Origin of the sequence: Paractinoplanes hotanensis, from assembly GCF_023717965.1 — a bacterium.
Classification (GTDB): Bacteria; Actinomycetota; Actinomycetes; order Mycobacteriales; family Micromonosporaceae; genus Actinoplanes; species Actinoplanes polyasparticus.
In genome coordinates, this window is record NZ_JAMQOL010000049.1 from 1 (window position 1) to 25,842 (window position 25,842).

Annotated in this window: 30 protein-coding genes and 1 pseudogene; 17 read left to right on the forward strand and 14 right to left on the reverse strand. The window is 71.7% G+C overall.

Annotation, left to right across the window (positions count from 1 at the left end):
- Positions 1-451, forward strand: a 451-nt coding sequence (locus LXN57_RS33540; protein WP_251802236.1) for a nuclear transport factor 2 family protein, incomplete at its 5' end; no start/stop codon positions are given.
- Between the two features lie 161 nt (positions 452-612).
- Here the strand turns inward: LXN57_RS33540 and LXN57_RS48230 are convergent.
- A pseudogene (locus LXN57_RS48230) lies at positions 613-1,418 on the reverse strand (Tn3 family transposase); the annotation flags it as partial.
- A 721-nt stretch (positions 1,419-2,139) separates the two neighbouring features.
- Here LXN57_RS48230 and LXN57_RS33555 point away from each other — a divergent pair.
- Positions 2,140-3,342, forward strand: coding sequence for a response regulator (locus tag LXN57_RS33555; protein ID WP_251802377.1), 1,203 nt, complete (start codon positions 2,140-2,142; stop codon positions 3,340-3,342).
- 298 nt (positions 3,343-3,640) lie between these two features.
- Positions 3,641-3,997: a PepSY domain-containing protein gene (locus tag LXN57_RS33560; protein ID WP_251802239.1), complete on the forward strand. Its 357-nt coding sequence runs from the start codon at positions 3,641-3,643 to the stop codon at positions 3,995-3,997.
- A 19-nt stretch (positions 3,998-4,016) separates the two neighbouring features.
- Here LXN57_RS33560 and LXN57_RS33565 read toward each other — a convergent pair whose 3' ends face one another.
- The 5 genes from LXN57_RS33565 to LXN57_RS33585 all read right to left on the reverse strand — a co-directional run bounded on the left by LXN57_RS33565 (position 4,017) and on the right by LXN57_RS33585 (position 7,085).
- Entirely contained in the window at positions 4,017-4,370 is a 354-nt protein-coding gene (locus LXN57_RS33565; protein ID WP_251802240.1) for a DUF6204 family protein, read from the reverse strand.
- 44 nt (positions 4,371-4,414) lie between these two features.
- A complete protein-coding gene (locus LXN57_RS33570) occupies positions 4,415-4,945 on the reverse strand; it encodes an alpha/beta fold hydrolase (protein ID WP_251802241.1) in 531 nt (176 codons plus the stop codon).
- Between the two features lie 9 nt (positions 4,946-4,954).
- On the reverse strand, positions 4,955-5,503 hold the full coding sequence (locus tag LXN57_RS33575) for a hypothetical protein (protein ID WP_251802242.1): 549 nt from the start codon (positions 5,501-5,503) through the stop codon (positions 4,955-4,957).
- Positions 5,464-6,321: a class I SAM-dependent methyltransferase gene (locus tag LXN57_RS33580; RefSeq protein ID WP_251802243.1), complete on the reverse strand. Its 858-nt coding sequence runs from the start codon at positions 6,319-6,321 to the stop codon at positions 5,464-5,466. The genes LXN57_RS33575 and LXN57_RS33580 overlap by 40 nt, the downstream gene beginning before the upstream one ends.
- A 113-nt stretch (positions 6,322-6,434) precedes the next feature.
- Positions 6,435-7,085 carry an HAD family hydrolase gene (locus tag LXN57_RS33585; protein ID WP_251802244.1) on the reverse strand — a complete coding sequence of 217 codons (651 nt, stop codon included), beginning with the start codon at positions 7,083-7,085 and terminating at the stop codon, positions 6,435-6,437.
- Between the two features lie 22 nt (positions 7,086-7,107).
- Here LXN57_RS33585 and LXN57_RS33590 point away from each other — a divergent pair, with 22 nt between their 5' ends.
- Positions 7,108-7,890: a thioesterase family protein gene (locus LXN57_RS33590; protein WP_251802245.1), complete on the forward strand. Its 783-nt coding sequence runs from the start codon at positions 7,108-7,110 to the stop codon at positions 7,888-7,890.
- On the opposite strand, the gene LXN57_RS33595 is transcribed toward LXN57_RS33590, so the two are convergent.
- Genes LXN57_RS33595 through LXN57_RS33610 form a run of 4 tightly spaced genes read right to left on the reverse strand, consistent with a single transcriptional unit; the run spans position 7,887 to position 9,283 of the window.
- Positions 7,887-8,237 carry a nuclear transport factor 2 family protein gene (locus tag LXN57_RS33595; protein ID WP_251802246.1) on the reverse strand — a complete coding sequence of 117 codons (351 nt, stop codon included), beginning with the start codon at positions 8,235-8,237 and terminating at the stop codon, positions 7,887-7,889. The two genes, LXN57_RS33590 and LXN57_RS33595, sit on opposite strands and share 4 nt — an antisense overlap.
- Complete coding sequence (locus LXN57_RS33600) at positions 8,234-8,671, reverse strand: SRPBCC family protein (RefSeq protein WP_251802247.1); 438 nt, start codon at positions 8,669-8,671, stop codon at positions 8,234-8,236. The genes LXN57_RS33595 and LXN57_RS33600 overlap by 4 nt, the downstream gene beginning before the upstream one ends.
- Positions 8,668-8,985, reverse strand: a complete 318-nt coding sequence (locus LXN57_RS33605; protein WP_251802248.1) for an ArsR/SmtB family transcription factor — start codon at positions 8,983-8,985, stop codon at positions 8,668-8,670. Before LXN57_RS33605 ends, LXN57_RS33600 begins: the two co-directional genes overlap by 4 nt.
- A 10-nt stretch (positions 8,986-8,995) precedes the next feature.
- Complete coding sequence (locus LXN57_RS33610) at positions 8,996-9,283, reverse strand: hypothetical protein (protein WP_251802249.1); 288 nt, start codon at positions 9,281-9,283, stop codon at positions 8,996-8,998.
- Positions 9,284-9,316: 33 nt separating this feature from the next.
- Here LXN57_RS33610 and LXN57_RS33615 point away from each other — a divergent pair, with 33 nt between their 5' ends.
- The 7 genes from LXN57_RS33615 (at position 9,317) to LXN57_RS33645 (ending at position 14,687) form a co-directional block, all read left to right on the forward strand.
- Positions 9,317-9,862 (forward strand): GNAT family N-acetyltransferase, encoded by a 546-nt coding sequence (locus LXN57_RS33615; protein WP_251802250.1) that lies wholly within the window; start codon positions 9,317-9,319, stop codon positions 9,860-9,862.
- A gap of 276 nt (positions 9,863-10,138) precedes the next feature.
- Positions 10,139-10,351: a hypothetical protein gene (locus LXN57_RS33620; RefSeq protein WP_251802251.1), complete on the forward strand. Its 213-nt coding sequence runs from the start codon at positions 10,139-10,141 to the stop codon at positions 10,349-10,351.
- Positions 10,352-10,366: 15 nt separating this feature from the next.
- Positions 10,367-11,029, forward strand: a complete 663-nt coding sequence (locus LXN57_RS33625; protein ID WP_251802252.1) for a nucleoside/nucleotide kinase family protein — start codon at positions 10,367-10,369, stop codon at positions 11,027-11,029.
- Positions 11,030-11,093: 64 nt separating this feature from the next.
- Positions 11,094-11,507, forward strand: a complete 414-nt coding sequence (locus tag LXN57_RS33630; protein WP_251802253.1) for a YciI family protein — start codon at positions 11,094-11,096, stop codon at positions 11,505-11,507.
- Positions 11,504-12,691: an RNA polymerase sigma factor gene (locus LXN57_RS33635; RefSeq protein WP_251802254.1), complete on the forward strand. Its 1,188-nt coding sequence runs from the start codon at positions 11,504-11,506 to the stop codon at positions 12,689-12,691. The genes LXN57_RS33630 and LXN57_RS33635 overlap by 4 nt, the downstream gene beginning before the upstream one ends.
- Positions 12,692-12,732: 41 nt before the next feature.
- The gene (locus tag LXN57_RS33640; protein WP_251802255.1) at positions 12,733-13,776 is read left to right on the forward strand and encodes a MerR family transcriptional regulator; all 1,044 of its coding nucleotides are present in this window, start codon (positions 12,733-12,735) and stop codon (positions 13,774-13,776) included.
- Positions 13,777-13,832: 56 nt separating this feature from the next.
- Positions 13,833-14,687 (forward strand): dihydrodipicolinate synthase family protein, encoded by an 855-nt coding sequence (locus tag LXN57_RS33645; RefSeq protein ID WP_251802256.1) that lies wholly within the window; start codon positions 13,833-13,835, stop codon positions 14,685-14,687.
- Here the strand turns inward: LXN57_RS33645 and fabV are convergent.
- Genes fabV through LXN57_RS33660 form a run of 3 tightly spaced genes read right to left on the reverse strand, consistent with a single transcriptional unit; the run spans position 14,645 to position 17,525 of the window.
- The gene (gene fabV / locus LXN57_RS33650; protein ID WP_251802257.1) at positions 14,645-15,823 is read right to left on the reverse strand and encodes an enoyl-[acyl-carrier-protein] reductase FabV; all 1,179 of its coding nucleotides are present in this window, start codon (positions 15,821-15,823) and stop codon (positions 14,645-14,647) included. The two genes, LXN57_RS33645 and fabV, sit on opposite strands and share 43 nt — an antisense overlap.
- A gap of 10 nt (positions 15,824-15,833) precedes the next feature.
- Positions 15,834-16,376: a dihydrofolate reductase family protein gene (locus tag LXN57_RS33655; RefSeq protein ID WP_251802258.1), complete on the reverse strand. Its 543-nt coding sequence runs from the start codon at positions 16,374-16,376 to the stop codon at positions 15,834-15,836.
- Between the two features lie 42 nt (positions 16,377-16,418).
- Positions 16,419-17,525, reverse strand: coding sequence for a hypothetical protein (locus tag LXN57_RS33660; RefSeq protein ID WP_251802259.1), 1,107 nt, complete (start codon positions 17,523-17,525; stop codon positions 16,419-16,421).
- Positions 17,526-17,719: 194 nt separating this feature from the next.
- On the opposite strand from LXN57_RS33660, the gene LXN57_RS33665 reads away from it, so the two are divergent.
- From LXN57_RS33665 to LXN57_RS33690, 6 genes are read left to right on the forward strand one after another with little or no spacing between them, the layout of a single operon-like run.
- Complete coding sequence (locus LXN57_RS33665; protein WP_251802260.1) at positions 17,720-18,739, forward strand: LacI family DNA-binding transcriptional regulator; 1,020 nt, start codon at positions 17,720-17,722, stop codon at positions 18,737-18,739.
- Entirely contained in the window at positions 18,736-19,992 is a 1,257-nt protein-coding gene (locus LXN57_RS33670; protein WP_251802261.1) for a sugar ABC transporter substrate-binding protein, read from the forward strand. Before LXN57_RS33665 ends, LXN57_RS33670 begins: the two co-directional genes overlap by 4 nt.
- The gene (locus LXN57_RS33675) at positions 19,989-20,918 is read left to right on the forward strand and encodes a carbohydrate ABC transporter permease (protein WP_251802262.1); all 930 of its coding nucleotides are present in this window, start codon (positions 19,989-19,991) and stop codon (positions 20,916-20,918) included. The genes LXN57_RS33670 and LXN57_RS33675 overlap by 4 nt, the downstream gene beginning before the upstream one ends.
- A complete protein-coding gene (locus LXN57_RS33680; RefSeq protein ID WP_251802263.1) occupies positions 20,911-21,735 on the forward strand; it encodes a carbohydrate ABC transporter permease in 825 nt (274 codons plus the stop codon). Before LXN57_RS33675 ends, LXN57_RS33680 begins: the two co-directional genes overlap by 8 nt.
- A 10-nt stretch (positions 21,736-21,745) precedes the next feature.
- Positions 21,746-23,263 carry a glucoamylase family protein gene (locus tag LXN57_RS33685; RefSeq protein WP_251802264.1) on the forward strand — a complete coding sequence of 506 codons (1,518 nt, stop codon included), beginning with the start codon at positions 21,746-21,748 and terminating at the stop codon, positions 23,261-23,263.
- Positions 23,264-25,048 (forward strand): GH39 family glycosyl hydrolase, encoded by a 1,785-nt coding sequence (locus LXN57_RS33690; RefSeq protein ID WP_251802265.1) that lies wholly within the window; start codon positions 23,264-23,266, stop codon positions 25,046-25,048.
- Here the strand turns inward: LXN57_RS33690 and LXN57_RS33695 are convergent.
- Entirely contained in the window at positions 25,026-25,694 is a 669-nt protein-coding gene (locus tag LXN57_RS33695) for a phosphotransferase family protein (protein WP_251802266.1), read from the reverse strand. The genes LXN57_RS33690 and LXN57_RS33695 overlap by 23 nt on opposite strands.
- Positions 25,695-25,842 lie beyond the last annotated feature (148 nt).

Sequence of the window (25,842 nt, forward strand, 5' to 3'; positions counted from 1 at the left end):
CAGGAGAACCACCATGCACAGCAACGACGTTCAGGAACTGCTCGACCGCGCCGCCATCACCGACGTGCTGTACCGGACCGCCCGCGCGATGGACAGCAAGGACTGGGACCTGCTCGCGGCCGGTTACACCGAGGATGCCCAGGGCGACTACGTCAACGCCGCCGCCAGCGGGCGCGCGGAGATCGTCGAGGGCACGCGGGCTTTCCTGGGGCCGCTCGATGCGACCCATCATGCCGTGCACAACATCGAGGTCAGCATCGACGGCGACGCCGCCACCACCCACGCCACGATGACGGCCCAGCACGTGCGAGGTGGAGAGCAGTTCCTGTTGGGCGGCACCTATGACGACACCTTCCGGCGTACCGAGCAGGGCTGGCAGATCAGCCACCGCCGTATCCGGGGCCTCTGGAGCACAGGGAACCCGACCGTTCTCACGGTGCCCGTCTCCTGAGTCGATCGGTGCCTGAAGACGTGTTCGGCGGACCACGGCGCACGCTGGCGGCGATCCGCCGAACACGTCCCAGGTGACTGGTGACGGACGGTCAGATGCCCGCCCCGCCGGTCTCGGCCATCCGCAGGGGCCGGTAGCCGTCGGTGTCGAGCTGGGCGAGTTCACCATCGATGTCGACGGAGTGGTGCCGTAGATATGCACGTTCTCGTGGTGGGTCGGGCCAGCACCTCGTCGTCGACTTGGCGGCCGGTGCGGCGCAGAGCGGCCACGCCGAGCCCGTGATACTCCGTGGACCAGCACACGATCGCGTTGGTGGCCAGGGTCAGGCACCACATCTGCTCGGTCTGCTGCTCGTGATGCCGGTGCCGCAGTGCTCCCTCGCTCGCGTAGGCCAGAGGAGAGCGGCGCAGGGCGTGCAGGTTCTCGCCCTTGTTGAGCTGCCGGGCGATCCGCCGCCGGTAGGTCCCGTCGGCCAGGTACCGGGTGGCGTAGACGGTGCGGCGCAGCGCCCCGTATTTTTTGATCGCGCTGGTCAGCGCGTTCTGCTGCCGTTTGGAGGAACACAGCTTGCCGACGACCAGGGCTGCGATGGCGTGTCCGCCTTGCACGCTGGCGGCGACGCGCCGCAGGTCGTCCCACATGTCCGTGATCAGGTTAAGGTTCAGCCGCCGGGTCAGCAGCGGCCCGGTGCGCGGGTGCCGGTCGAGGAAGTGGGCGCGGGCCCCGTCCGGTACAGGGCGATCTTCCCGAGGTCCCGGATCCGCGGCGAGAGTTGCTTGCTGACCAGGTCGAACAGGGCGAAGTTGGCCAATGTTGCGCCGTGGGTGTCGGTGGCGTGCTCGAAGGTCGGCAGGTCAGTGGCGTTGCCCAGTAGCCCGTCGAACACATAGTGCGACTCGGGCGCGGTCGCCACGATCACTTTGGTGTCGAAGGTGGAGTGCTGGTCGGAGACGTGGGTGTAGATCGACAGGGCCATGGTGTGTGCCTCAAGGCGGCGCAGGTAGGTCAGCTTCTCCAGCTCTGCCTTCACCGCGGCCGGGCTCGACGACGTCGGCCCCACGCCCAGCCACGCCAGCGGCGTGCGGCCGAGATAGGCGTCCGGGACCAGCAGCAGATCCAACTCGGCGCAGCGCCGGTCGGTGAGAAGGTGCTTCACCCGGGTCCAGGTCTCCGTCCGGGCGCGTGCCCGGGCCGCGGCCACCCGGCGCAGCAGCAGGATCACCCCGGGCCGGATCACCCGCGACGAGAGCAGGTACTCGCAGGCCAGCCGTCGCCGTGATGGCGTGGGTGGCTGCCGGCGCTGATGGCCGCCCACTATCCTCCGCCGAGGTTGTGGGTGCCGGGAGTCAGGCGCGCAGGGCGACGACGGCGTCGATGCCGGTGGGCTCGGCGGCGTCGAGCCGGGAGCGCCCGCCGCTGGCTTCGGCGAGTTTGGAGACCAGCGCCAGTCCGATTCCAGCTGGGCGAGCGCGTGCTGTTGCTCGCCCAGCTGGAATCGGACTGGCGCTGGTAGACGTAGCCGAACGGCAGTGCCAGGCCGGCCAGGACGACCAGGGTGAGCGACACATAGGTCAACAGCAAGCGGCGGATCACAGGGATCGGTACGGGTGGTCCGGCTGCGCGGGTCCAACCATGAGGTGGCCTGCTCCGTATCTGTCATCGCGGGGACAACGCTGGTCGAGGAGGTCATGGTGCGGGTTCTGCTGGTGGAGGACGACGAGTCGATCGCTGAGCCGCTCGCTGACGGGTTGAGCCGGTACGGCATCACCACCGACCGGGTGGGCACCGGCGCCGCGGCGTTGAGCGCCCCGCTCCGAAATTTCGTGCTGCTGGATCTCGGACTGCCCGACATCGACGGCATCGACGTGTGCCGGCGGCTGCGGCAGGTCAGCGACGTCCCGATCATCATGCTGACCGCCCGCGGCGACGAGACCGACCGCCGGGGGTCCGCCGCGCGGCTGAACGGCGCCCGGCGCCGACCAGCGGGCCACCACCCCCTCGCCCACCACGATCTCCTTGACCCCGCCTTCACCGGATACGAAAAGCCGGTCGCGGCGCGCCCACAGCCGCTCCGGCAGTTCGCCCTGTTCCATCTGCCACAGCGTCTCGCCCGAGGAGGTGGTGACGAGCAGGTCACCGCGGTGCCCGGCGACGGCCCGGTTGCCGTTGGGCAGGAACGCCGCCGCCCGGGCGGGCCCGCCGAACAGGCTGAGGAACGTGCCGGTACGGGCATCGAGTTCCACAACGCCGGCATTGGTGGCCACCAGTGCCCGCATCGAGGCGATGTCAGCGGCGACGCTGTGCGAACAGCCGGGCAGCCGCGTCTCCCACACCAGGCGTCCCGCCATGTCCATCCGGAACACCCGGCCGTCCGCGGTGCTGGCGAGAACCCCGCCAGGCACCGCCGCCGGCCGCCGGGTGGCGGCGAAACCCGTCGGGTGATGGTCCTCGACGGTCACCGTCCAGTGGATGTCGCGGCACAGCCGAACCACGGCAATCCCCGCGTCGGTCGCCACGTATCCCGTGGCCGGGTCCTCCACGGTCGCCTGCACATCCCACACAGTGTCAACTGCCAGCTGCGCCGTCGTCGCGGGTGTCACCTCGCCCGCGATGTCCGTCTGCGCGACGGGCAGACCCTCGTCCGCGATCGAGATGACCTCGCCGGTGACCGCGTCGACGTCCGCGGCGCACAGCCAGGTGCCACGGACGAATTGCACCACGAAAACGTGGCGGCCGAACTCGTGCGCGATCCGCACGCCGGCCATCCGGTCGCCACCGGCCTCCCGCAGGACCGCGTCCACCGCCCGGGCGATGTCCGCCGACGACCACGTTTCCTGCGCTGCTGTCTCTGTCACGTCAACCTCCACCGCATCAGCCGTACGCAGCGGTAGACGTGCCGTCACCAGACTCCGGATTCGTGCCCGGACAGACCCTGCCCAGCCCCTGGACGATTCCCGTAGCTACGACTCGCCCACCGGCCACCAACGGCCCGCCACCGCAGCCGTGGGCACCCGATCGCCTTGTCGCAGGCAGCCGACGACGTCGATTGCCAGGAACTGGCCAGGGAAAAGCCAGACATTCGCCGGGGCCGCGTCCGCAGGCCCCGATCCCCCGTACTGCCCGACGTCACCCGTCGACCGGTGGCGTCCTTGGCCGTCGATGCGGCGGCCCCGGCAGTTGGAGGATCTGATGCGGAGAAGTCTGTTGGTCGCGGTCACCGTCGTGGGCGTTGTCGTGCCCTTGAGCGCAGGTACCGCTTTGGCGATGGCCGGCGACTCCGCGGATCGGCGGAGCACCTCGGCCGGATTCGAGATCGAGATCGATCCGGAACTGGACGCGAAGTTCGGCCCGCGGCCGGTCAACGCCGTCGAAGCAGCCGACATCGTGACCCGCCGGTTCCCCGGCGCCCGGGTGCTGGAGGCCGAACTCGACGAGCGGGCCGGCGGACCCATCTGGGAGATGGAGTTCCGGCTGCGCGGCAACGAGAACGAACTGGACGTCGACGCGGTAACCGGCGCCATCCTCACCGACAGTGACGACGACTGACCCAGCAGGGTACGGCCGGTCAGAGCAGACGGTTGGCTTCCCGGCGGCCGCGCTTGCCCAGCGGCACCTCGGCCATGTCGACCGTCTGCACCGACACACCCTTGATCGGATAGCCGCGCCCGGCCATCCAGGCCTCCGCCTTCGACTGCGCACGCACACCCGCCGCCGGCACCTCGTCGGGGCCGTCCACCTCCTCGGCGAACCGGAACGTGAAGAACGGCCGCGCCGGCAGGTCGTACGCCAGATACCCCTCCGCGGTGTACTGCGTGTTCATGAAGTCGTGAGCCGCCGACTCCGCCCGCAACTCCGCCATCTGCGCCTCGCTCAAACCGTCGAAACTGCCCCGCACCGTCACCCGCACCGAACGACCCATGGCCCCACCCTGCCAAAAGCCGCCCCGGCCCGAAACCGGATTACTCACGGCCAGCCGACCTCGTCCAGGAACTCCTCGACCGCCACCACGATCCGCGCCAGCACCGCGATCGTGTCCGTCAACGGACCCGGCACATACATGCCATGGTTGGCCGCCGGCACCTCCACCACATACGGCGACAACCGCCGCGCCGCAGCAGGATCCCACAGCGGATCGGCCGAACCACCCACCAGAAGAAACGGCGCCGTCGCCCGCTCCAACGCCGCCGTCAGCCACACCGCCGTCAGAACCGGAGTCAGCCACACCGCCGGCAGACTCCGGTCCGCCGCCAGACCCGCCGCGAAACACCCCAGCGACTTCCCGATCAGCAACGGCTGGCCCGGCAGTCCTTTGAGCACCGGGGCGACCTCACCCTGCACCCACGCCTCAACGCCCGGCCCCGGACCCGGCGGCTCCCCGGTCCACTCGTACCGATGCACCACCGCGCCGCGCTTCTCCGCCACATCGCCCGCATACATCGGAAGCGGAGAACCGGGCCCGAACCTGCGTCCAGGAATCACCACCGCATCGGCCATGCCGTGACGCTATCGGGGCTGGAAGCGGAACGCGATGCCCCGTGGATCATCCACCTCGGCCAAACCATCCGTCACGGTGAACGCCGACAACCGGTCCAGCGCCGCAGCCGCCGACGAGACATCACTCAGCTGCACCGTGAAACCCCGGAAAGCCAGCCACGTGTCCACAGCCACCTCGTCCGGGCCCAGACCGTCGATGTCACCCGACACCGACGCCACCACCCGGATCCGGTCGCCCCGCTGCTCGGCCACCCGCACCGCCACCCGGTCGTACCGGTGATGACCCCGGAAATACACACTCGCCTCGGCCGGCTCCGCGAACGACGCGCACGACACCTCGGCCCCGGCCATCGCCCGCCAGTCGGCTGCCGCCCACGGCAACCAGTCGAGGTCGAGCGCAGCCCGCTCCCCCCGCACCGGCTCCAGCGGAACCGAACACGTCCACGTCAGCGCCGGGGACAACCCGATCACCGGATTGTCGAACAGCAGACCGGACCAGCCGCCACCCTCGGCGGCGATCAGCGCGCGAGCCTCCAGCCCGCCCTTGTCGTCAGCCACGCGCGGCAGTTTCTCACAGCCCCCCCGGCACTCTCCCGGGCCGCCACCGTCAGCAGATGACTGCTCGCCCCCAGCAGACTCGGCTCGTCCTCGACCTCCCGCAACCTGTCCAGCAGCAACGCCGGATCGTCGAGAAAATCGGCCAGGGCAGCCGGGCTCATCCACAACGGACCCTCCACCGACACCAGCCGCCGCAACACCAGACCCGCCTCGGCCACCTCGACCGGCAACTCCTCCGGCCGGTGGAAATAGGCGCTCGTGAACCAGCGCGGCACCTCCCGCGGATTGCCGTGCCGCCCCTCGGCCAGCGTCCGCTCGACCAGCGGGCCGAACCCCGGATCCCGGAAGAACCCCTTCACGAACCCGTCGAACAACGACGCGAACCGGCTGATCGTCGCGGCCACCACCACGCCACCCGGCCGCACCACCCGGGCCGCCTCCCGCCACGCCGCCAACCGATCCGGCCGCTCCTGCAGGTGATACAGCGGCCCGAGAAGCAGCACCACATCGGCGCTCGCATCCCCCGCCGGCAGATCGCGGGCATCACCCACCACGGCTTGCACCCCGGGCAACCCGGCCGAGACCGCCACATGCTCGGGCACCGGGTCGACCACGGTCACCCGATAACCGGCCTGCGCCAGGGGCGCCGCGTACACGCCCGTCGCGCCGCCGACGTCGAGCACCTCGGCCGGGGCGGGCGGCAGCATGCGGGTCAGCACGTCCCACGTACGCAGGAACTCGAGCCGCCCGGCGCCGGAGCTCAGCCGGCCCCGTTCGCCCCCGCGGCGGTAGTACTCCAGAACCTCAGGTCTCAGCATGCTGCCGATCGTCCGGCCGCTCGGCGCGCCGAGCAAAGGGTTTTGGTCGGAGCCGCGGGCGGCCCGGAGGGTCGTCCGTCCTGTGTGTCGTTGATCTCCGTGCCTAAGCCATCCTAGGATGATAGGAGTGACAGGGACGGCACCGTACGCAGGGGGTACAGGCCGTCGGGCAGGTCGCGGCCGGTGCGGTTCACGAAGATCGCGGGGATGCCGAGTCCGGCCGCGCCCAGCAGGTCGGAGGCGGGTGAGTCGCCGATGTGGACCACGTCGGCCGGTGCCGCGCCCAGCAGGCGCAGAGCCGTCTCGAAGGGTTCGGGGCGGGGCTTGTAGGCGCGGGCGTCCTCACTCGTGACCACGTGGTCGACGGTGATGCCGAGCCGCTCCAGGATGCCGTCGAGGTGGTCGCGGTCGGCGTCGGAGACCAGGCAGACGGGCACGTCGACCGCGTCCAGGAACGGCCGCGCGTCGGGGAACAGCGCGGGCGAGGGGTCCTGGGCCGCACGGCACAGGGCGGGGGCATCCACCCGTACGCCGAAATGAGCGGCCGCCGCGGCCAGACTGCCCGCGTTGAGGTCGTCGAGGGTACGGAAGCCTTCGCCGTACGCGGTCTCGGCCATCGCCCAGAGCCGCGTCTCCCACTCCCGGGCGACCTCGTCCGCGGTCGCGCCGGACCGAGCGGCCACCTCGGCGGCGATGGCTGCCGCGCCCGCGCCGTCGTCCCGCACGAGGGTGCCGAACACATCCAACAAGATCGCTTTGCGCATGGGCCGATCGTAAGGTGGCAGGATGAAGACGTTTCGCGAGGCGACCGCCGTCGACCAGGATCTGCGAGCCGACCTCGATGCCCAGTGGGCGGTCGGCGACAAGCTGCACGGCGGCTACCTCATGGCTGTCCTCGGCCGGGCGGTGGCGGCCGTCGCCCCGCTCCCCCACCTGGTGGCGATGACGACGACCTTCCTGCGCCCACCGGCACCGGGGCCGGCCCACGTCGAGGTCGAGACGCTTCGCGCCGGGCGTACGGCGGGACAGTACCGGGCCCGGCTCGTGCAGGACGGGGAGCCGTGCGCGGAAGCGCTGGTCACCCAGGGCACGCTCGACACGGCGGAACCGTTCTGGAGCCGCGCCAAGGCGCCCGACCTGCCCGCCGAACAGGACTGCTTCCTGCTGCCCGCGAACGCGCCCGGCTCGCTGTTCCCGGTGCCGCTGCTCGACGTGGTGGAACACCGGCACGACCCGGCCGTGTTCGGCTTCGCGGCCGGGCAGCCGTCGCGCGACGGACGCGTCGCGGGCTGGCTGCGGCTGGCCGACGGCGCCGACTGGGATCCGCTGAGCCTGCTGATCGCCACCGACCCGGCCCCGCCGGTGTCGCTCACCCTCGGCGTGACCGGCTGGGCGCCGACGCTGAGCCTGACCGCGTACGTGCGGCGGCTGCCCGTGCCCGGGCCGGTGCGTGTCGTCATGCACTCGAACGAGATCACCTCGGGGCGCATGGACGAGATCGTCGAGGTCTGGGACGACGGCGACAACCTGGTGGCGCAGGGCATCCAACTGGCCGCCGTACGGGTCTAGGGCAGCGGGACCACGTAGGAGTCGACCCGGGCGATCAGGCCGTCCCGGAACGTGAAGAGGTCGTTGAAGGCGAAGCGGAAGGGACCGTGGTCGACGGTCGCGCCCTGCCCCTCGCCGGTCGTGATGACGGTGGCGCCGTCCTCGTAGACGCGCTGCAGGTCGAGGGTGGGGCTGCCGGTGAAGGCCGGGTTCTCGATCTCGCCGTCGAAGTCACGCTTGCCGCGGGTGGTGCGGTGGCCGTGGATGACCCACTCGACGTCCTCGGTGAGGGTGGCCAGGATCCGGGCGTGGTCGCTGGTGCGGAAGCCGTCGAAGTACTGGGCGACCAGGTCGCGCTGTGCGGTCATCGTGTCTCCATCAGGTGGGTGGCCAAGGCGTCGAGGATGGCGGCCAGGCCGTCGGCGGCCTGGGTGGTGCGCAGTTCGGGAGGCAGTCGCTTCTGGTGGACGGTGAGGTCGGTGCCGCCGGGGGCCGGGCGCAGGGTCACGGTCGTGCGCAGGCCGGTACGCGGCTCGTCGAAGACCAGTTCGCGCGGCGGCGACACGGTCACGTAGACGAACGACAACCGGCCGGCCCGGCTGCCCGGGGCGACGGTGTCGAGCCGGAACGAGCCGCCCGGTCGCAGGTCGACGCGCACCGAGCCGGCGGGCACGGTGGCGTGCGACCCACCCCAGAAGGCTGCGATGCCGGTGGCCGAGGTGAAGGCCGCCCAGACCCGCTCGGGCGGGGCGGGCAGATGGCGCGAGGCGATGAGCTCGTCGCCGTGCAGGCGGGCGGTCACTGCGCCTCGAGATGCCGGGTGAGGACGTCGAGCCGGTCGTCCCAGACCCGCCGCTGCTCGTCGATCCAACCGCCGACCAGCGCCAGCTGATCGGCTCGCAGGCGGCAGGGGCGGCGAGTGCCCTCGCGGCGCTGCTCGACCAGGCCGCAACGGCGCAGCACGCCGACGTGGTGCGAAATGGCCTGCTGGGTCAGGGCGAAGGGCTCGGCCAGCTCGCTCACCGTGGCTTCCCCCCGAGCGAGCCGGCTGACCAGGGCCCGGCGCACGGGGTCGGACAGGGCGGCGAACGAGGCGTCCAGCTCGGAAGGGGGCATGCACCGCACTCTAATACAAGCGGTCGTTTGTGCAAACAGGCGTTTGTGCGACGAGGATGATCTCGGGTGTGATCGCCGCCTCCGGCTTTCCGTCCCCATCTCCGTACGAGAAGGACAGCGCCCGGCGCAGGTCGTGCAGCGTGCCGGTGCCGCGGCCCAGGTCGAGAACGCTGGTGGCGCCTAGCCGGGCGGCCAGGGCGGCGTAGAAGCGGTGGTCGTTGTCGGCCGGGTTCAGTTCGTCGTACGCGGCGGCGAAGTCGAGAGCATGCGTGCAGTGAGCCCGTCCCGAGGCGGACACGCAACGCGATTACGCGCGATAGGCTGCCACCCTGTGATCACTGTTGCCGGGCCGGACGACCGCCGGGGCGTCCTGGAAGCTCTCGTCGCCGCGTTCGTGAAAGATCCCGCACTGCGCAACGTCTTCCCCGACGACGACACGTACCCCCGCTACGCCGAGGCGTTCTTCGGCGCCTGCTTCGACAAGCGCGTCGGCCACCGCTCCATCTGGACGATCCAGGGCGGCGCCGCCACCGCCATCTGGGAGCCGCCCGGTGTCACGCACGCCGGTGGCGCGCTCGAGTCGGTGCTGCCGGCCGACGTGGTGGAGCGGGTCCGTGCGTACGACGAGGCGGTGCACGCCGCTCTGCCGAGCGAGCCGTTCTGGTATCTGGGCGTGCTCGGCACCCATCCCGACCACACCGGACGCCGCTGGGCGCAGGCCGTCATGCACGCGGGCCTCGACCGGGCCGCCGCCGACGGCCTGCCCGCCGTGCTGGAGACCAGCAACCCCGCCAACGTCGACTTCTACCGCCGGGCCGGCTGGCAGGTGACCGGCGAGATCGAGACTCCGCTCCCCACCTGGATCATGCAGCGCTGACCGAATTGTTAGACCCTCCCACCTTATGAAGGAGATCGCCGGGTTCTATCGGCGGCCGAGCGCGACCTCCGGCCCCGGGCGTCACCGAGACCAGCTGCCCGGCCTTCCGACCAGCCCTGCGAGGTCTGCTGATTCACAACTACACAGCCGAGGTTCAGGGCGTGCGATTCTCGGCCGGGCGGTGGTCGCCGGGTCGGCGTTGGCGGGCGCCACGCCCATAGTCGGGAAGAGCCATTCGGCCTCGGCCGGGGCCGGCAGCGCAGTGCCGTACATCTGGTGGACGACGGCCCGGCCGCCGGGGCGCAGGACCCGGCGGAAGCCCGGTCGAGCGGGGTGACGTGGACGAGCACGTCGCGGCACCAGATCAGATCGACCGGCCCGGAGGCGGCCGGCAGCTCCGTCGCCCGGCCCGCCGAGCGCGGCCACCAGCTCGTACAGCAGGTCAGGGCCATCTGCACGCCGGCCTCGACCGCGGGCTGGTGGCGGTAGAAGATGTCCAGGTCCATGACGGGTCACATTGCCGGGAGGCCGCCGATCTCTGCCACGACTGTTCGCGTCGCCGGGCTCGTTCCGGCGGGAGCGGCCCGAGTCGCCGTCGACGGGGTGGACGGGGTCGGGAAGACCACGTTCGCCGCCGAGCTGGCCGGGGCGCTGCGGGCCGGCGGCCGGGAGGTCGTTCAGGTGTCGGCCGACGACTTCCATCAGCCGCGGGCGGTGCGTCATCGGCGGGGGCGCCAGTCGGCCGAGGGGTTCTGGCTGGACAGCTATGACTATCCCGCGCTGCGGCGCACCGTGCTGGAGCCGCTCGGGCCCGGGGGTGATCGCCGCTTCCGGCGGGGCGTGCACGACCTTCGTACGGACGCGGCTCTGGATCTGGAGTGGGAGACCGCGCCGGACGACGCCGTGCTGATTGTGGACGGGCTGTTCCTGCACCGGGACGAGTTGCGCGGGTGCTGGGAGTTCACGATCTTCCTGGACGCGCCGTTCGAGGTGACCGTGCCGCGGATGGCCGCGCGGGACGGCTCGCACCCCGATCCGGGCCATCCGAGCCTGGCCCGGTACGTCGGCGGGCAGCGGTTGTATTTCGCGGCCTGCCGCCCGCAGGAACGGGCCGATGTGCTGATCGACCACTCGGATCCGGGCGCCCCCAGAATTGTTCGCCGGTGAGGTAGAAATCCGTCGGGCGGCTCCGTTCAACCGGTGACAGCACGAACGAGGACGGGAGACAGCAATGCCGAAGTACCTGCTCATCGTGGATCACCGGCCCGGTGCGGTCGAGACGCCGATGGACGAGTGGAAGCCGGGCGACGTCAAGGCGCACATGGACTACTACGGGGCGTTGCGCGAGGAGCTGCTCGACAGCGGGGAGCTGGTCGACCAGCACGCGCTGACCGGGCCCGAGTTCGCCAAGGAGGTCGTCAGCGACGGCGGCGCGCCCGTGGTCACCGACGGCGTCTTCCCGGAGTCGAAGGAGATGCTGGCCGGCTTCCAGCTCGTCGAGGTGGCCGACGAGCAGCGCGCCTTCGAGATCGCCGCCCGCATCTCGGCCGTGCCGGGGCCGGGCGGGGTGCCGCTGCAGCAGCCCATCGGCGTACGGCGGGTGATGGAGGCCGCCGACTTCGAGGCCCTCGGGTCCGAGCGGTGATCGACCTGCTGCGCGAGCTGACGCCGCAGGTCGTCGGCGTGCTCACCCACCGGTTCGGCGACTTCGAGTCGGCCGAGGACGCGGTGCAGGAGGCTCTGCTGGCGGCGGCCACCCGCTGGCCGGTGGACGGGACGCCGGCGAACCCGCGCGGCTGGCTGATCCAGACGGCGCAGCGCAAGGTGCTCGACCAGCTGCGCGGCGACCAGGCCCGGCGCCGCCGCGAGGTTCTCGCGGAACGGCGGGAAGCGGCCGGGTCTGCGGTGGACCGCGATGACACGCTCGATGTGCTCTTCCTGTGCTGTCATCCGGCTCTGAGCGACACGTCGGCCGTCGCGCTGACGCTGCGGGCGGTGGGCGGGCTGAGCACCGGGGAGATCGCGCGGGCGTTCTTCGTGCCGGAGAAGACCATGGGCCAGCGGATCAGCCGGGCCAAGCAGCAGATCCGCGCGTCGGGCGCGCCGTTCGGCGGGGCGCCGCGGCTGGGGGCGGCCCTGCGCGTCCTCTACCTGATCTTCAACGAGGGGTACGCGAGCAGCGCCGGGACGACCGTGCATCGGGTCGGGCTTGCGGCGGAGGCGATCCGGCTGGCCCGCCTGGTGCACGATCGGCTGCCGGAGGACGGCGAGGTGGCCGGCCTGCTCGCGTTGATGCTGCTCACCGACGCGCGGCGCCTGGCCCGTACGGATGCCGGGGGTGACCTGGTGCCGCTGGCCGAACAGGACCGGACGCGGTGGGACGCCGGCCGGATCAAGGAGGGCACGGCCGTCCTGGACGCGGCGTTCCGGCGCGGCCGGGTCGGCGAATATCAGCTGCAGGCGGCGATCGCGGCGCTGCACGACCGGGCCGCCTCGGTCGACGCCACGGACTGGCCGCAGATCGCCGCCCTGTACGGGATCCTGGAACGGATCACGGGCAGCCCGGTGGTGGCGCTGAACCGGGCGATCGCGGTGGCCATGGTCGACGGGCCGGCGGCCGGGCTCGCCCTGGTCGACAGCGTTTCCATGAACGAACACCATCGGGTCCCGGCGACCCGCGGGCACCTGCTCGAGCTGGCCGGCGACCACGCGGGGGCGGTGGCGCAGTACCGGCTGGCCGCGGCGGCGACGGCCAGCGAACCCGAGAAGCGGTACCTGACGATCCGGGCCGCGACCTTGACCTTGACCCTCGGGCAAGGCCGAGGGTGACTCGTGCCGGTCGCGGTGACCGGCACGAGGAGGATGTCGCGGTGGGGCTGCTGACGATCGGGGCGTTCGCCCGCGCGGCGGGGCTGACGCCCAAGGCGCTGCGGCTGTACGACGAGCTGGGCGTGCTGGCGCCGGCCGCGGTCGACGCGGAATCGGGCTACCGGTTCTACGACCCGTCGCAGGTGGCGCACGCCCGGCTGGTCGCGCAGCTGCGCGAGATCGGGATGCCGCTGGCCGAGATCCGGGAGGTGTGCGCGCTGCCGCCGGCGGAGGCCGCGGACGCCGTCGCCGGGTTCTGGCAGCAGGTCAGCGCCGACACGGCGGCTCGCGCCCGGCTGACGTCCGCCCTCGTCGAGCATCTGTCGGGGAAGGACACCACCATGAGCGACTACCGTTTCGCCGCGGGCATCGACCCGGGCGTCGGGCGCGACACCAACGAGGATCAGGCGTACGCGGGTGAGCACCTGGTCGCCGTGGCCGACGGCACGCGGGGACCGTTCGGGGCGGCCGCCGCGGCGGCCGCGATCGAGGCGCTGAAACCGCTGGAGCTGACGGCCGGCCCGGGCGCGGAACTGCTGACGGCGCTGGCCTCGGCGGTCACGGCGGCCGACCGTACGGTGCGGGGCCTGAGCCCGGACGACGAGCCGGTGACCACGCTGACGGCCGTGCTGCGGCGCGGGTCGCAGCTCGCGCTCGTGCACATCGGCGACACCCGGGCCTACCTGCTGCGCCACGGCGGGCTGTCGCTGCTGACCCAGGACCACACGTGGGTGCAGACGCAGGTCGAACAGGGCAAACTGTCCGCGTCGGAGGCGGCCGGGCATCCGCAGCGGGCGCTGCTCGTGCGGGCGCTGGGCTGGGGCGAGGGCGTCGAGGCCGACCTGGCCCTGCGGACGGCCCTGCCCGGCGACCGGTATCTGCTCTGCTCGGACGGGCTGTCGGCGGTCGTGCCCCGGGACACGCTGCGGGCGGTGCTCACCTCGGCGCAGTCCCCGGACGAGGCTGTCGGGCAACTGATCGCCGCTGCCCGCGAGGCCGGCGCGCCGGACAACATCGCGTGCGCCGCTTACTTCAGCACCGCTTAAGTGTCGGCGAGCAGAATTAAATAGACCTTACGCGTACGCGTTGAGACCGTGACCGCATGACTCTGAGCGGCCTCCACGTCCCGTTGATCACCCCGTTCGCCCCGGACGGCACCGTCGACCTGCCCGCGCTGGAGCGCCTGGCCGCCGACGTGCTCGACGCCGGGGCGAGCGGCGTGGTCGCGCTCGGCACCACCGGCGAGCCGTCGTCGCTGACCCCCGCCGAGCGCGCGTCCGTCCTCACCGTCCTCGCCGACGTCTGCCGCGACGCCCAGCTGATAGTGGGCGCCAACGACGCCGGCGCACTACGCGCAGCGCCCGCGTCGGCCACGGCCGCGCTGACTCTCGTGCCCCCGTTCGTCAGGCCCGGCGCCGACGGGGTGGTCGCCCACCTGACGGCCCTGGCCGCCGAAAGCCCGGTGCCGCTGGTGATCTACCACGTCCCGTACCGCACGGCCCAGCCCCTGACGGCGGACGCCGTCCGCCGGCTGGCCGCGATCCCGGGCGTGGCCGGCATGAAGCTGGCCGTCGGCGGCATCGACGCCGACACGATCACCCTGATGGCCGACCCGCCCGCCGGCTTCGCAATCCTGGGCGGAGACGACGCTTTCATCTCCCCGCTGCTGGCACTGGGCGCCCACGGCGGCATCCTGGCCTCGGCCCACCTCGCCACCGCCGAATACGCCGCACTGACGCGCGCCTGGGAACCGGCCCTCGGTCACCGTCTGGCCCGGCTGTCGGCAGCCCTGTTCGCCGAGCCCAACCCCACGGTCATCAAGGGCGTCCTGTACGCACAGGGCCGCATCGCCACCCCGGACGTACGCCTCCCCCTGCTCCCCGCCGCACCGGAGTCCGTGCGGGCGGCGCTGGATCAGGCGGGCCAGGGCTGGTCCGTCTCGACCGGGGCGGTGTAGTCGACGCCGGGGACGTCGAAACCGTACAGGGACCGGAACTGGCGGCGGAACCAGGCGATGTCGGCCACCTCGTCCACCGTGGCCGGAGTGAGTACGGCCCAGCGCTGGGCCACCTCGGCCTGCACCGCCGGGTCGAGCTCCCAGCGGTCCAAGCGGATCCGGCCCTCGTCGTCGAGATCCGGCGGGGCCGCGCCGGTCAGCTGGTCCCAGAGCTGCACCGACTGCTCCAGCGGGGACCGCATGCGGTCGCCCAGCACGCTGCGCAGCAGGCTGACGTAGAGGGCGATCCCGGGGATGGCCGTCGACGCCTGGGTGACGGCCGCGCCGTTGACCGACGTGAACGCCCGGCCGCCGACAGGGGTCAACCGCTCGGTGAGGGCGGCTGCGGTGTTCTCCAGGTCGACCTTGGCGGCGCCGATCGTGCCGTCGCGGTAGACGGCCGAGGTCAGCTTCGACCCGATGTAGGACAGGGCCACGGTGGTGAACCCGTCGCGCAGCAGGCCGCGGGCGGCCAGCGCCTCGATCCACCACGACCAGTCCTCGCCGCCCATCACCTTGACCGTGGCCGCCGCCTCCTCCTCGGTGGCGGGCTGGGCGGTCACCTCCCGCAGTTCGGGGCGGCCGTCGCGGTCGAAGGCCAGGGTCCGGGTGGTGTGCTCGGCGCCCAGCGGCTTGATGACCGACTGGTAGGTGGTGCCGCTGCGGGGGTCGGTGCGGCGGGGCGCGGCGACGCTGTAGATCAGGACGTCGAGGCCGCCGAACCGGTCGGCGATCAGGTCGAGCGCCTGCCGCTTGGTGGTGTCGGCGAAGGCGTCGGCGTTGAGGAAGGTGAACGCCGGCGACAGCTTCGCGGTGGCGATCGTGCGGTACCAGCCGGCGGTTGCCGTGCGGCGGCCGGGCGGTTGTTCGAACGCGATCCCGATGCCCTCGATGCCGTGGCGGGTCAGGCCGGCCACGGTGGCTGCCAGTCCGTACCCAGCGCTCGAGCCGATCACCAGGGCGGTCGGCTTCTTGCCCGGCGCCCGGGCCGCGCCGAGTTGCTCCCGCATGTCGGCGACCGTGCGGAAGCAGCCGGCGGGGTGCGAGTCGACCAGCAGGAAGCCTCGACCGGCGGGGCTGACGATGCGTTCGGACACGGGCGGCCTCTCAGCGGGGAACGCGGTACCAGACGGAGGGGATCGGTCCCGGCGTCGACGAGATCTCTTCCAGGGGCACGGCCCGGCCGCCGGGGTGGCGGAACAGCGGGGTGCCGTCGCCGAGCAGGACGGGAGCGACGAACACCAGGATCTCGTCGAGCAGGCCGGCGGTCAGGCACTGGGCGGCCACGTCGGCGCCCAGGACGTTGACGTAGCGGTCGCCGGCGGCGGCCCGGGCCGCGGTCACCGCTTCGCGCAGGCCGGTGACGAACGTGGTGCCGGGGACGGGGCTGTCCGGCGGGTTGTGGGTCAGCACGAACTGCGGGCCCGACCACAGGCCGCCGAAGGCGCCCTCCTGGTCGGTGCCCTCGTTCGGGTCGTTGCCGAAGAACGTGCGGGCGCCGGTCAGCAGGGAGCCGATCTGCTGCCACAGTCCGTCGGCCACCGCGTGCGGGCCGGTGTCGGGCAGCTCGGCCATCCAGGTCATGTCGCCGTCGGGGCCGGCGATGAAGCCGTCCAGGGACATCGTCGCGGAGTACAGAAGTTTCGCCATGGTTGTTGAGACGGTCGCGGCGCCGGAAACTGATCGGCCGCGTCAGGAGCGGCGGCGCCGGCCCAGCAGCACCGCGCCCGCGCCCACGACCAGCAACAGCACGCCGCCGAGCAGCAACGGCATCGTGGCCGCGCCGGTGATCGGCAGGCCGCCACCACCACCGCCGTCACCGTCACCGGGCGCGGGCGCCGCGGTGCCGCCCGTCGGGGACGGGGACGGGCTGGGCGACGGCGACGCGGGCGGTGCGAGGCCGGTCAGGTCGGCCACGTAGCTGGTCTTGTCGTTGTCCGGGTTGATCGTGTTCACGAACCATTCGCTGCCGGCGAAGTTGGACGGCGAGTCGAAGACGTACAGCTCGACCGGCACCTTCGTGCCGCGCCACGGGGAGTTGGCGGCGATCGGGACCGTACGCTTGATCTCGGTCTCCTGCCCGGGGGCGAGCGCCTGCCGCACCGTGCACTGGTTCTTGCCGCTGGTGAACCGGCACGACGCGCCCGGCCCGACGCCGGTCCCGTGCCAGTTCGTCACCGGGAACGTCTCGTGATAGGTGAACTTCGTCGTCGTCTGCGGACCGTAGTTGTGCAGCACGACCGTGTAGGTGACCGCTTCCTCAGCGACCGTCAGATCCTTCACGGCGATGCCCATGTCGGCCGACCCGGCCACGGTGCTTTCCCAGCTGCGGGTGTTGTCGACGGGCCAGTCCTCCTGGCCGCCTTCGACGTCGAACGTCAGCGTGAACGGCAGCTTCGTGCCGATCGGGGTGTCCTGGCCGACCAGGAGCTCGATCGGGAAGACGAGCGACGTGAACATGCTGCCGGCCGGCGGCTGTTCGGTGGAGGTGCAGGTCAGGACGCCGTCCGCCAGGTCGCAGGGGCCGGACGACTCGCCCTCGCCGGGGGCGTAGGTGACACCGGCCGGGATGGTGAGCTTGACGGCGAGGCGGGACGGATCGATCGGCAGGGTGTCCCCGCCCGTGGTCGAGGCGTCGGCGCGCAGCGTCAGCTTCCACGTGTAGCCCTGCGGGAACTCGGCCGGTGCGAAGATCTCACGCACGCCGGAGTGGACGGGCTCGGCATGGGCGGGGGTGGCGGCGACACCCCCGAGGACGACGGTGAAGCCGAGCACGCTGGCGATACGGCGGAGGATCACCGCCGGAGGTTAGCAGGGCTCGACGCCGTACGGCGCCCCCGATCAGATCCTGCGACGGCGACCCACCAGCCGGGCGAACGCGCCGGTGATCGGCAGACCGCGATCGCGCTCATCCGATTTGGCGCTAATTCCGGATGGTGAATCGGGTGCGCTCCCAAGTTTCGGGGTCATGACAGCAGGGTTACGTTCCGGCAATGGCGATGAAAGCGCTTTCAAAGGCGACCATCTATCAGGTCGCCCAGCTCGCGGGCGTCTCCATCGCCACTGTCTCGCGGGCTCTGCGCGACTCCGACCTGGTCACGGCCGAGACGCGGGAGCGGGTGCGGAGTGCCGCCCGCGAGCTGAACTTCACCCCCAGCCGGCCGGCCCGGTCGCTGGCGGAGGGCCGTCACGCCGCCAACGGCATCGTCTTCCCCGACCTGATCGGTCCCTACTACGCCGAGGTGGTGCTGGGGTACGAGGCGACCGCGGCCGCCTCGGGCAGCAGCGTGCTGATCCTGGCCACCAACGGGCGGCCCGACGCGGCGGCCGCGGTTCGCGAGCTGGCCGGGCGGGTCGACGGGCTCACCGTGATGGGCCGCACCGTCGACGACGAGGTGGTGGCCGGGATCGCGAGCGCCGGGCTGCCCGTCGTGCTGCTGGCCCGCGACCCGGTCGACGGCGTGGACACCGTGCGGGCCGGCAACTCCGGCACGGCGCGGGCCCTGGCCGAGCACCTGGTCGGGCACGGGCACCGCACGATCACGTTCCTGGGCGACCCGGACGAGTCGCCCGACGTCGCCGGCCGGTACGCCGGTGTGCGGGCCGGGTCGAAGGGGGCGCGGCTGACCCTCGTACGCGGGAAGGGTCTTGACCTTGATTCGGGCCGGCGCGCCGCGGAGCAGCTGCTGACCCACGAGAAGCCGGACGCCGTGATCTGCGCGAACGACGAGGTCGCGCTGGGCGTGCTGCTCGCCGCGAGCGAACACGGCCTGCGCGTGCCCGAGGACCTGGCCGTGACCGGCTGGGACGACCTGCTCGCGGCCCGGTTCGCCGGACTGACCACAGTGCGGCAGCCGATGCGCGAGCTCGGCGCGACCGCCGCCCGCTGGCTGAACCGGCGGATCGACGAGAACAGCGGAGAACAGAACAGGACAGCCGCCCGCCGCCGGATCCTGGCCACCGAGCTGGTGATCCGGCAGAGCTGCGGGTCGCACGAGGAGGTGCGTTCATGAGACAGCGATGGCTGGCCGTGGCAGCGTCCGCGGCCCTGATGGTGAGCGTGACCGCGGGATGCGGCCGCGACGACAGCGGCGGCGGCGAGACCGCCCGGTCCGTGGCGGAGGGCAAGGCCACCGGCGAGATCACCGTGTGGGCGATGGGCACCGAGGGCGAGAAGCTCGGCGAGTTCGCGAAGGCGTTCACCGCGGAGAACCCGGAGGCCACGGTGAACGTGACCGCGGTGCCGTGGGACTCGGCCCAGCAGAAGATCTCGAGCGCGATCGCGGCCGAGCAGACCCCGGACGTGTCGATGATCGGCACGACCATGCAGGGCGAGTTCGCCACGACGGGAGCGCTCGACCCGACCCCGGCCGACCTGTTCGGTAAGGACGTCTTCTTCCCGGGCGCTTGGGACACCACGGTCGTCGACGACACGTCGTACGGCATTCCCTGGTACGTCGAGACGCGCGGCATCTTCTACCGGACCGACCTGGCCCGGAAGGCCGGCTTCCCGGACGGCCCGAAGACGTGGGAGGACCTGACGGCGTTCGCGAAGGCGTTGCAGGACAAGGCCGGCGCCAAGTGGGGCATCAACCTGCAGCCCGGCAAGACCGGCAGCTGGCAGTCGATCCTGCCGTTCGGCTGGTCCAACGGCGCTTCCCTCGAGTCCGACGGGAAATGGACGTTCGACACGCCGCAGATGGCCGAGGCGCTGACGTACTACCAGTCGTTCTTCAAGAACAAGCTGTCCCCGGCCGACCTGCCGCAGGGCGCGCTCGAGCCCGCGTTCGTCAAGGGCGAGATCGGCGCGTTCATGTCCGGGCCGTGGCACGTGGGCATCCTCAACGAGCAGGGCGCCAAGGGAAAGTTCGCGGTCGCGCCGATGCCGGCCAGGCAGTCGTCGACCTCGTTCATCGGCGGCAGCAATCTGGCGGTGTTCAAGGACGCCGAGAACCGGGACGCCGCCTGGAAGTTCCTGGCCTGGCTGAGCAAGCCCGACGTCCAGGTGAAGTGGTACCAGGCGGTCAACGACCTGCCGGCCGTGCAGTCGGCCTGGGACGACCCGGCGCTGGCCGATGACCCGATGCTCAAGGTGTTCGGCACCCAGCTCGAGTCGGCCAAGGCGCCGCCGTCGTTCCCGACCTGGACCCAGCTGGCCGCGACGTTCGACGTCGAGGCCGAGAAGGTGTGCGTCGCCGGGGCCGACCCCGCGGCCGCGCTGAAGGCGGTGCAGAGCCAGGCCGAATCCATCGGCACCGGCTCGTGACCGCGGTCCTGACGCGGCCCGCGGAGGCGGGCCGCGTCGCCCCGGCCGGTAAGCGGCGCCGGAAATGGGCCAGCTGGTCCTTCGCGGCCCCGTTCACCGTGCTGTTCCTGGTGTTCGCGCTGCTGCCGGTCATCGCCTCGCTGGTGATGAGCGTGACCGACATGCGGGCCACGGATCTGCGGACGCCGCTGTCGGTGAACTTCGTCGGCCTCGACAACTACACGAGGCTGTTCTCCGACGACCTGTTCGTCCGCTCGGCGATCAACACGCTCGTCTTCGTGGGTCTGGGCGTGCCGCTGACCATCGTGGCCGCCATGGCCGCCGCCAACGGGCTCAACTCGGGCCTGATCCGGTTCCGGGCGCTGTTCCGGGTCGGCTTCTATCTGCCCGTGGTCACCAGCATCGTGGCCATCGCGGTGATCTGGCGGTTCCTGCTCGACCCCGAGGCCGGCCTGGTCAACAATCTGCTCGCCCAGGCCGGCATCACCGGGCCGAACTGGCTCGGGGACACCAGCACGTCGCTGGGCTCGATCATCGTGATGGCCGCGTGGCGCAACTTCGGCTCGCTCATGGTGATCTTCCTGGCGGCGCTGCAGGGCATACCCACCGACCTGTACGAGGCCGCGCGGCTCGACGGCGCGGGCCGGTGGCAGCAGTTCCGGCGGATCACGCTGCCGCTGATGCGCCCGGCCCTGCTGTTCGGCGCGGTCATCACCGGCATCGGCTACCTGCAACTGTTCGAGGAACCGCTGGTGATGACCCAGGGCGGGCCGCTCAGCTCGACGCTGTCGGTCAGCTACCACATCTACAACCAGTTCGGGTTCGGCAACTACGGCTACGCCGCGGCGGCCTCGTACGTGCTGTTCGTGGCCATCGTCGCCCTGTCCGTGCTGCAGTTCCGGCTGCTGGGGAGCCGTGATGACTAGAGACCGCATCGCCAGGTTCTCGCTGTACGCCATCCTGGTGGCCGGGCTGCTGGTGGTCGTGGGCCCGTTCCTGTGGATGCTGCTGTCGTCGTTCAAGACCGAGGCCGAGATCCGCTCGGTGCCGCCGACCTGGTGGCCGTCCACGTGGTCGCTCGGCAACTACCGCGACCTGTTCGACCGGCTCGACTTCCCGCAGTACTTCGCCAACTCGGCGATCGTGGCCGTGCTGGTGACGCTGGGGAACCTGCTGTTCTGCTCGCTGCTCGGGTACGCCCTGGCCAAGCTCGACTTCCCCGGGCGCAAGGCGCTGTTCCTGGTCGTGCTGGGCATGCTCATGGTGCCGGGCATGGTGACCTTCGTGCCGCAGTTCGTGCTCGTGTCGAACATGGGACTGGCCAACTCGTACGCGGGCCTGGTGCTGCCGTTCCTGGCCGGGCCGTTCGGCGTGTTCCTGATGCGCCAGTTCCTGCTCGCGATCCCGGACGACCTGATCGAGGCGGCCCGGGTCGACGGGGCCGGCGAGTGGCGGATCTTCTGGCGGGTCGTGCTGCCGCTGTGCAAACCGGCCCTGGCCACCCTGGGGATCCTGACGTTCCTCAGCTCGTGGAACAACTTCCTGTGGCCGCTCGTGGTGGCCACCACCGACGACAAGTACACGCTGCCGGTGGCCCTCGCGCTCTACGCCATCGGGCAGAACCGCATCTACTACGGCCTGCTGCTCGCGGGCGCGGTCGTCGTCGTGCTGCCCGTCCTGATCGTCTTCCTGGCGCTGCAACGCCACTTCATGCGCGGCATCGCCACCACCGGACTCAAGTAGGAGCGTTCTCATGCGACGACTGCTCGTACCCCTCCTCGCCTTGGCGATGATCCTGAGCGGGACCCAGGTGGCGCAGGCCGCGCCCGACCCGCTGCGCACCTACGCCAAGGACACCTGGAAGTCGCTGGTCGCCATGACCGACCCCGCGACCGGCCTGGTCGCCGACAACATCCCGGGGGACCTGTCCGCGCCGGACGCCTACACCTCGCCCACCAACATCGGCGGCTACCTGTGGTCGGCTGTCGTGGCACGGGAACTGGGTCTGATCTCGTCGCGGGAAGCCACCCAGCGGGTTGATCGCACCCTGACCACGCTCGCCGCGCTGCGCCACCACGACGAATCGGGCATGTTCTACAACTGGTACGACCCGCACACCGGAGCGGTGCTGACGGTGCTGCCGGACGGGACCGCGGTGACGCCCTTCCTGTCCAGCGTCGACAACGGGTGGCTCGCCGCGGCGCTCCAGGTCGTGGAGGGCGCCTTCCCGTCGCTGCGCGGCAAGGCGGCACGGGTGCTCGACCGGATGGACTTCGGGTTCTTCTTCAACCCCGCCGCCGTCTCCCCCATCGGCACGCGCGGGCTGATCCGCGGCGGCTTCTGGGACACCCAGCCGCCCGGGTGCTCGGTGGCTTCTCCGGCCGACGGCGTCTGGTTCACCTGCAACCACTACGACATCACGGTGACCGAGCCGCGGATGGCGACCTATCTGGGCATCGGCTCGGGGCAGATCCCGGCCACCGCGTACTTCGACACCATGCGCACCCTGCCCGACAGCTGCGACTACTCGTGGCAGGAGATGCAGCCGCGGGGCTTCACCACCACCCACCTGGGCCGGCAGGTCTACGAGGGCTCGTACCGCTACCGGGGCATCACGTTCGTGCCGTCGTGGGGCGGCGACATGTTCGAGGCGCTGATGCCCGACCTGTTCGTGCCCGAGGCGGCGTGGGGTCCGCGCAGCTGGGGCCGCAACCACCCGGCGACGGTGGCCGCGCAGATCGAGCACGGGCTGAACGACGCCGGGTACGGCTACTGGGGGTTCTCGCCGGCGTCGAACCCGTTCGGCGGGTACGGGGTGTACGGCGTGGACGCCATGGGCATGGACACCGACGGCTACCCGTCCGACGTCGAGGGCGGCAAGTACGACGCCGGCTTCGGTGACTGCCGTCCGGCCGGGCCGCCCGCCGTCTACGGTGACGGTGTGGTCACGCCGCACGCGGCTTTCCTGGCTCTGCCGTACGCGCCCGGGCCCGTCCGCGCCAACCTGGCCAAGATGAAGAACAACCTCGGTGCGTACGGACCGGGCGGGTTCTACGACGCGGTCGCCGTGCGCTCGGGCACCGTCGCCCAGCGGTATCTCTCCCTCGATCAATCGATGATCATGGGAGCTTTGGGTAACTACCTGGCCCAGGACGTCATCAAGAAGGCGTTCGTGACGCCGCGGTTCGAACGGGCCGTGAGGCCGCTGCTCGCCCGCGAGACGTTCAACGTGCCGGCCGGGCAGCGGCTGCCGCAACTGGGAGGTCGATGAATGACGATCGAGGACCAGGCCCGGTCCCGCTGGGCCACCCTGATGGGCGGCGGCGGGGCTCAGGACCGTACGCCGGGAAAGCCGCAACAGTCGACGCTGCCCGCACCCACCGGGGTCTTCGCGGTCAGCGGCCGGGGCCAGGTCAGCGTCTCGTGGGACGCGGTGCCGGGCGCCATCGGCTACGCGGTGCACCGGGCCGACTCGGCCGACGGGCCGTTCGAGGTCGTCGACCACGGCGGCGGCGACGTCCTGGCCGTGCCCCACGGGCCCTACGCCGACACCACGGCCGGGCGGGGCGGCTGGTACGCGGTCGCCGCCCTGGAGACGGTGACCGCGCTCGGGCCGGTGTCCACCCCGGTGCCCGCCGTCGACATCTCGCAGCCGCCGATGGTGACCGTCAACGTCGGAGCGGACACCTCACCCCTGCCGCGCGTGTGGGAGGCGATGGTCGGCTCGGAGCACCTGTCGCATCTGCTGTCGACCGAGGTCACCGGCGGGCGCCTGATCGGCGAGGAACTGGCCGAGGCGCTGCGGCGCGTCCACGACGAGCTGGGCGTGCGGACGGTGCGCGCGCATCACATCCTCGGCGACGACGTGGGGGTCTACCGCGAGGTCGGCGGCGAGCCGGTGTACGACTTCAGCCGGGTCGACCGCATCTACGACGCCGTCCGGTCGATCGGGATGACGCCGGTCGTCGAGTTCGGCTACATGCCCCGCGACCTCGCCCGGGACCCGTCGCAGACGGTCTTCACGTATCAGGGCGTCATCTCGCCGCCGCGCGACTGGGACCGCTGGTACGACCTGATCCGGGCGTTCACGGCGCACGTCGTCGACCGCTACGGGCTCGACGAGGTGCGCTCGACCTGGTGGTTCGAGGCGTGGAACGAGCCCAACCTGTCGGTGTTCTGGTCGGGCACGACCGAGGAGTACTGGAAGCTGTACGAGCTCACCGCGCGAGCGGTGCGCGACGTCGACCCCGGCCTGCGGGTGGGCGGCCCGGCCACGGCTGCGGTGGGCTGGGTCGAGGACACGCCCGCCACGGCCGGCTTCCTCTCCACCCACGTGTACGGGACGCTGCCGCTCGACCTGCGCCCGCTGGCCGGCGACCGTCCGCTGCTGTGGACCGAGTGGGGCGTCACCGCCACCCACGGCAACCCGATCAACGACACCGTGTTCGCGGCGGCGTTCCTGCTCAAGGGCATGCACTCGGCGGCCGGGCGGATCGAGGCGCTCGCACCCTGGGTGGCCAGCGACCACTTCGAGGAGCTGGGCCGCCCGCAACGGCTGTTCCACGGCGGCTTCGGGCTGCTCACCGTGGGCAACCTGGCCAAGCCGAAGTTCTGGGCGCTGTCGCTGGCGGCCCGGCTCGGCCCCGAGGAGCTGCCGGTGTCGCTGTCCGGCGACGGCGCGAACAGCCTGGTCTCGGCGTGGGCGTCCCGCTACGACGACGGCGGAACCGGGGTGCTGCTGTTCAACAGCACCCTCGACCACAGCCGGACCGCCGGCGAACCCCACCTGCACCGTCGGGTGGTGCTGCGGCCCGGCCTGACCGTGCCGCACCGGCTGCGGATGTGGCGGGTCGACCGGACCCACGGGAACATCGCCGCCCAGTTCGACGGCGAGTGGCCGTCGCCCGCGCAGTGGGAGGCCCTGGCCGAGGCGGACCACCTGGACGAGTCCGAGCCGCCGCGGCGGGTCGCGCCGGGCGAGGACGTCACTCTGGAACTGCCCAACCCGGGCATCGTGTTCCTGGAGTTCCGGCCTACTCCGACCAGGACCGGGTGACCGTCAGGTTCTCCTGCCACCGGCGGCGGGCAGCCGCCGGCCCGTGACGGAAGCGCTCGACGAAGCTTTCGCACCGGGCCACGGCCGCCCGCTGCCGGCGCGCCCACGAGGGACGCACCCCGTACCCGCCGAACAGGTCGTCCAGGTCGGCGACGGCCCGCGGGTGGTGGCGCCGGACGATCCACTCGCACCAGGCGAGATCCTCGATCGGGTCGCCCGGGTGCGCCCACTCCCAGTCCAGCAGCCCGGTGACCCGGAACGTGTCCTGGTCGAACAGCATGTTGTTGGGCCCGAAGTCGCCGTGCACCACGACCCAGCCGGTGCCGGCCGCGGCGCCCGGGAAGACCCGGCCCACATCGACCTGCTGGAGCCGCCGCAGCAGTTCCCCGCACGACCGCAGCACCGGACGGGCCAGTCCCTCGTCGATCAGGTCCTGGCCGTGCAGGCCGGGCAGCTGCTCGAGCTCGAGGGCGCCCTCGGGCACGCCGAGCACCTTGGGCACGGGGATGCCCGGCGGGAGCCGCTCGAGCAGGCTCAGCTCGGTGCCCCGGCGCAGCGCCTCGTCGATGCCGCCCTGGTAGCGCTTGACCACCACGGCCCCATCGCCGCGGGTGTCGTTCGTGTAGCCGTGCCGCAGTGGCCGCACCGCCCCTCCCCTGCCGCTCGTCGTGTGCCTGTGGGTGCCCGGCGATCGTACGACCTGCGCCTTCCGGCTTTCTCCCGCCGCCGTCCTGCCGCCTCTCGCCTACGTCCGGGCGGTTCGCCTCCGCGCCGTGTGATGGCGGGGTCGCGTC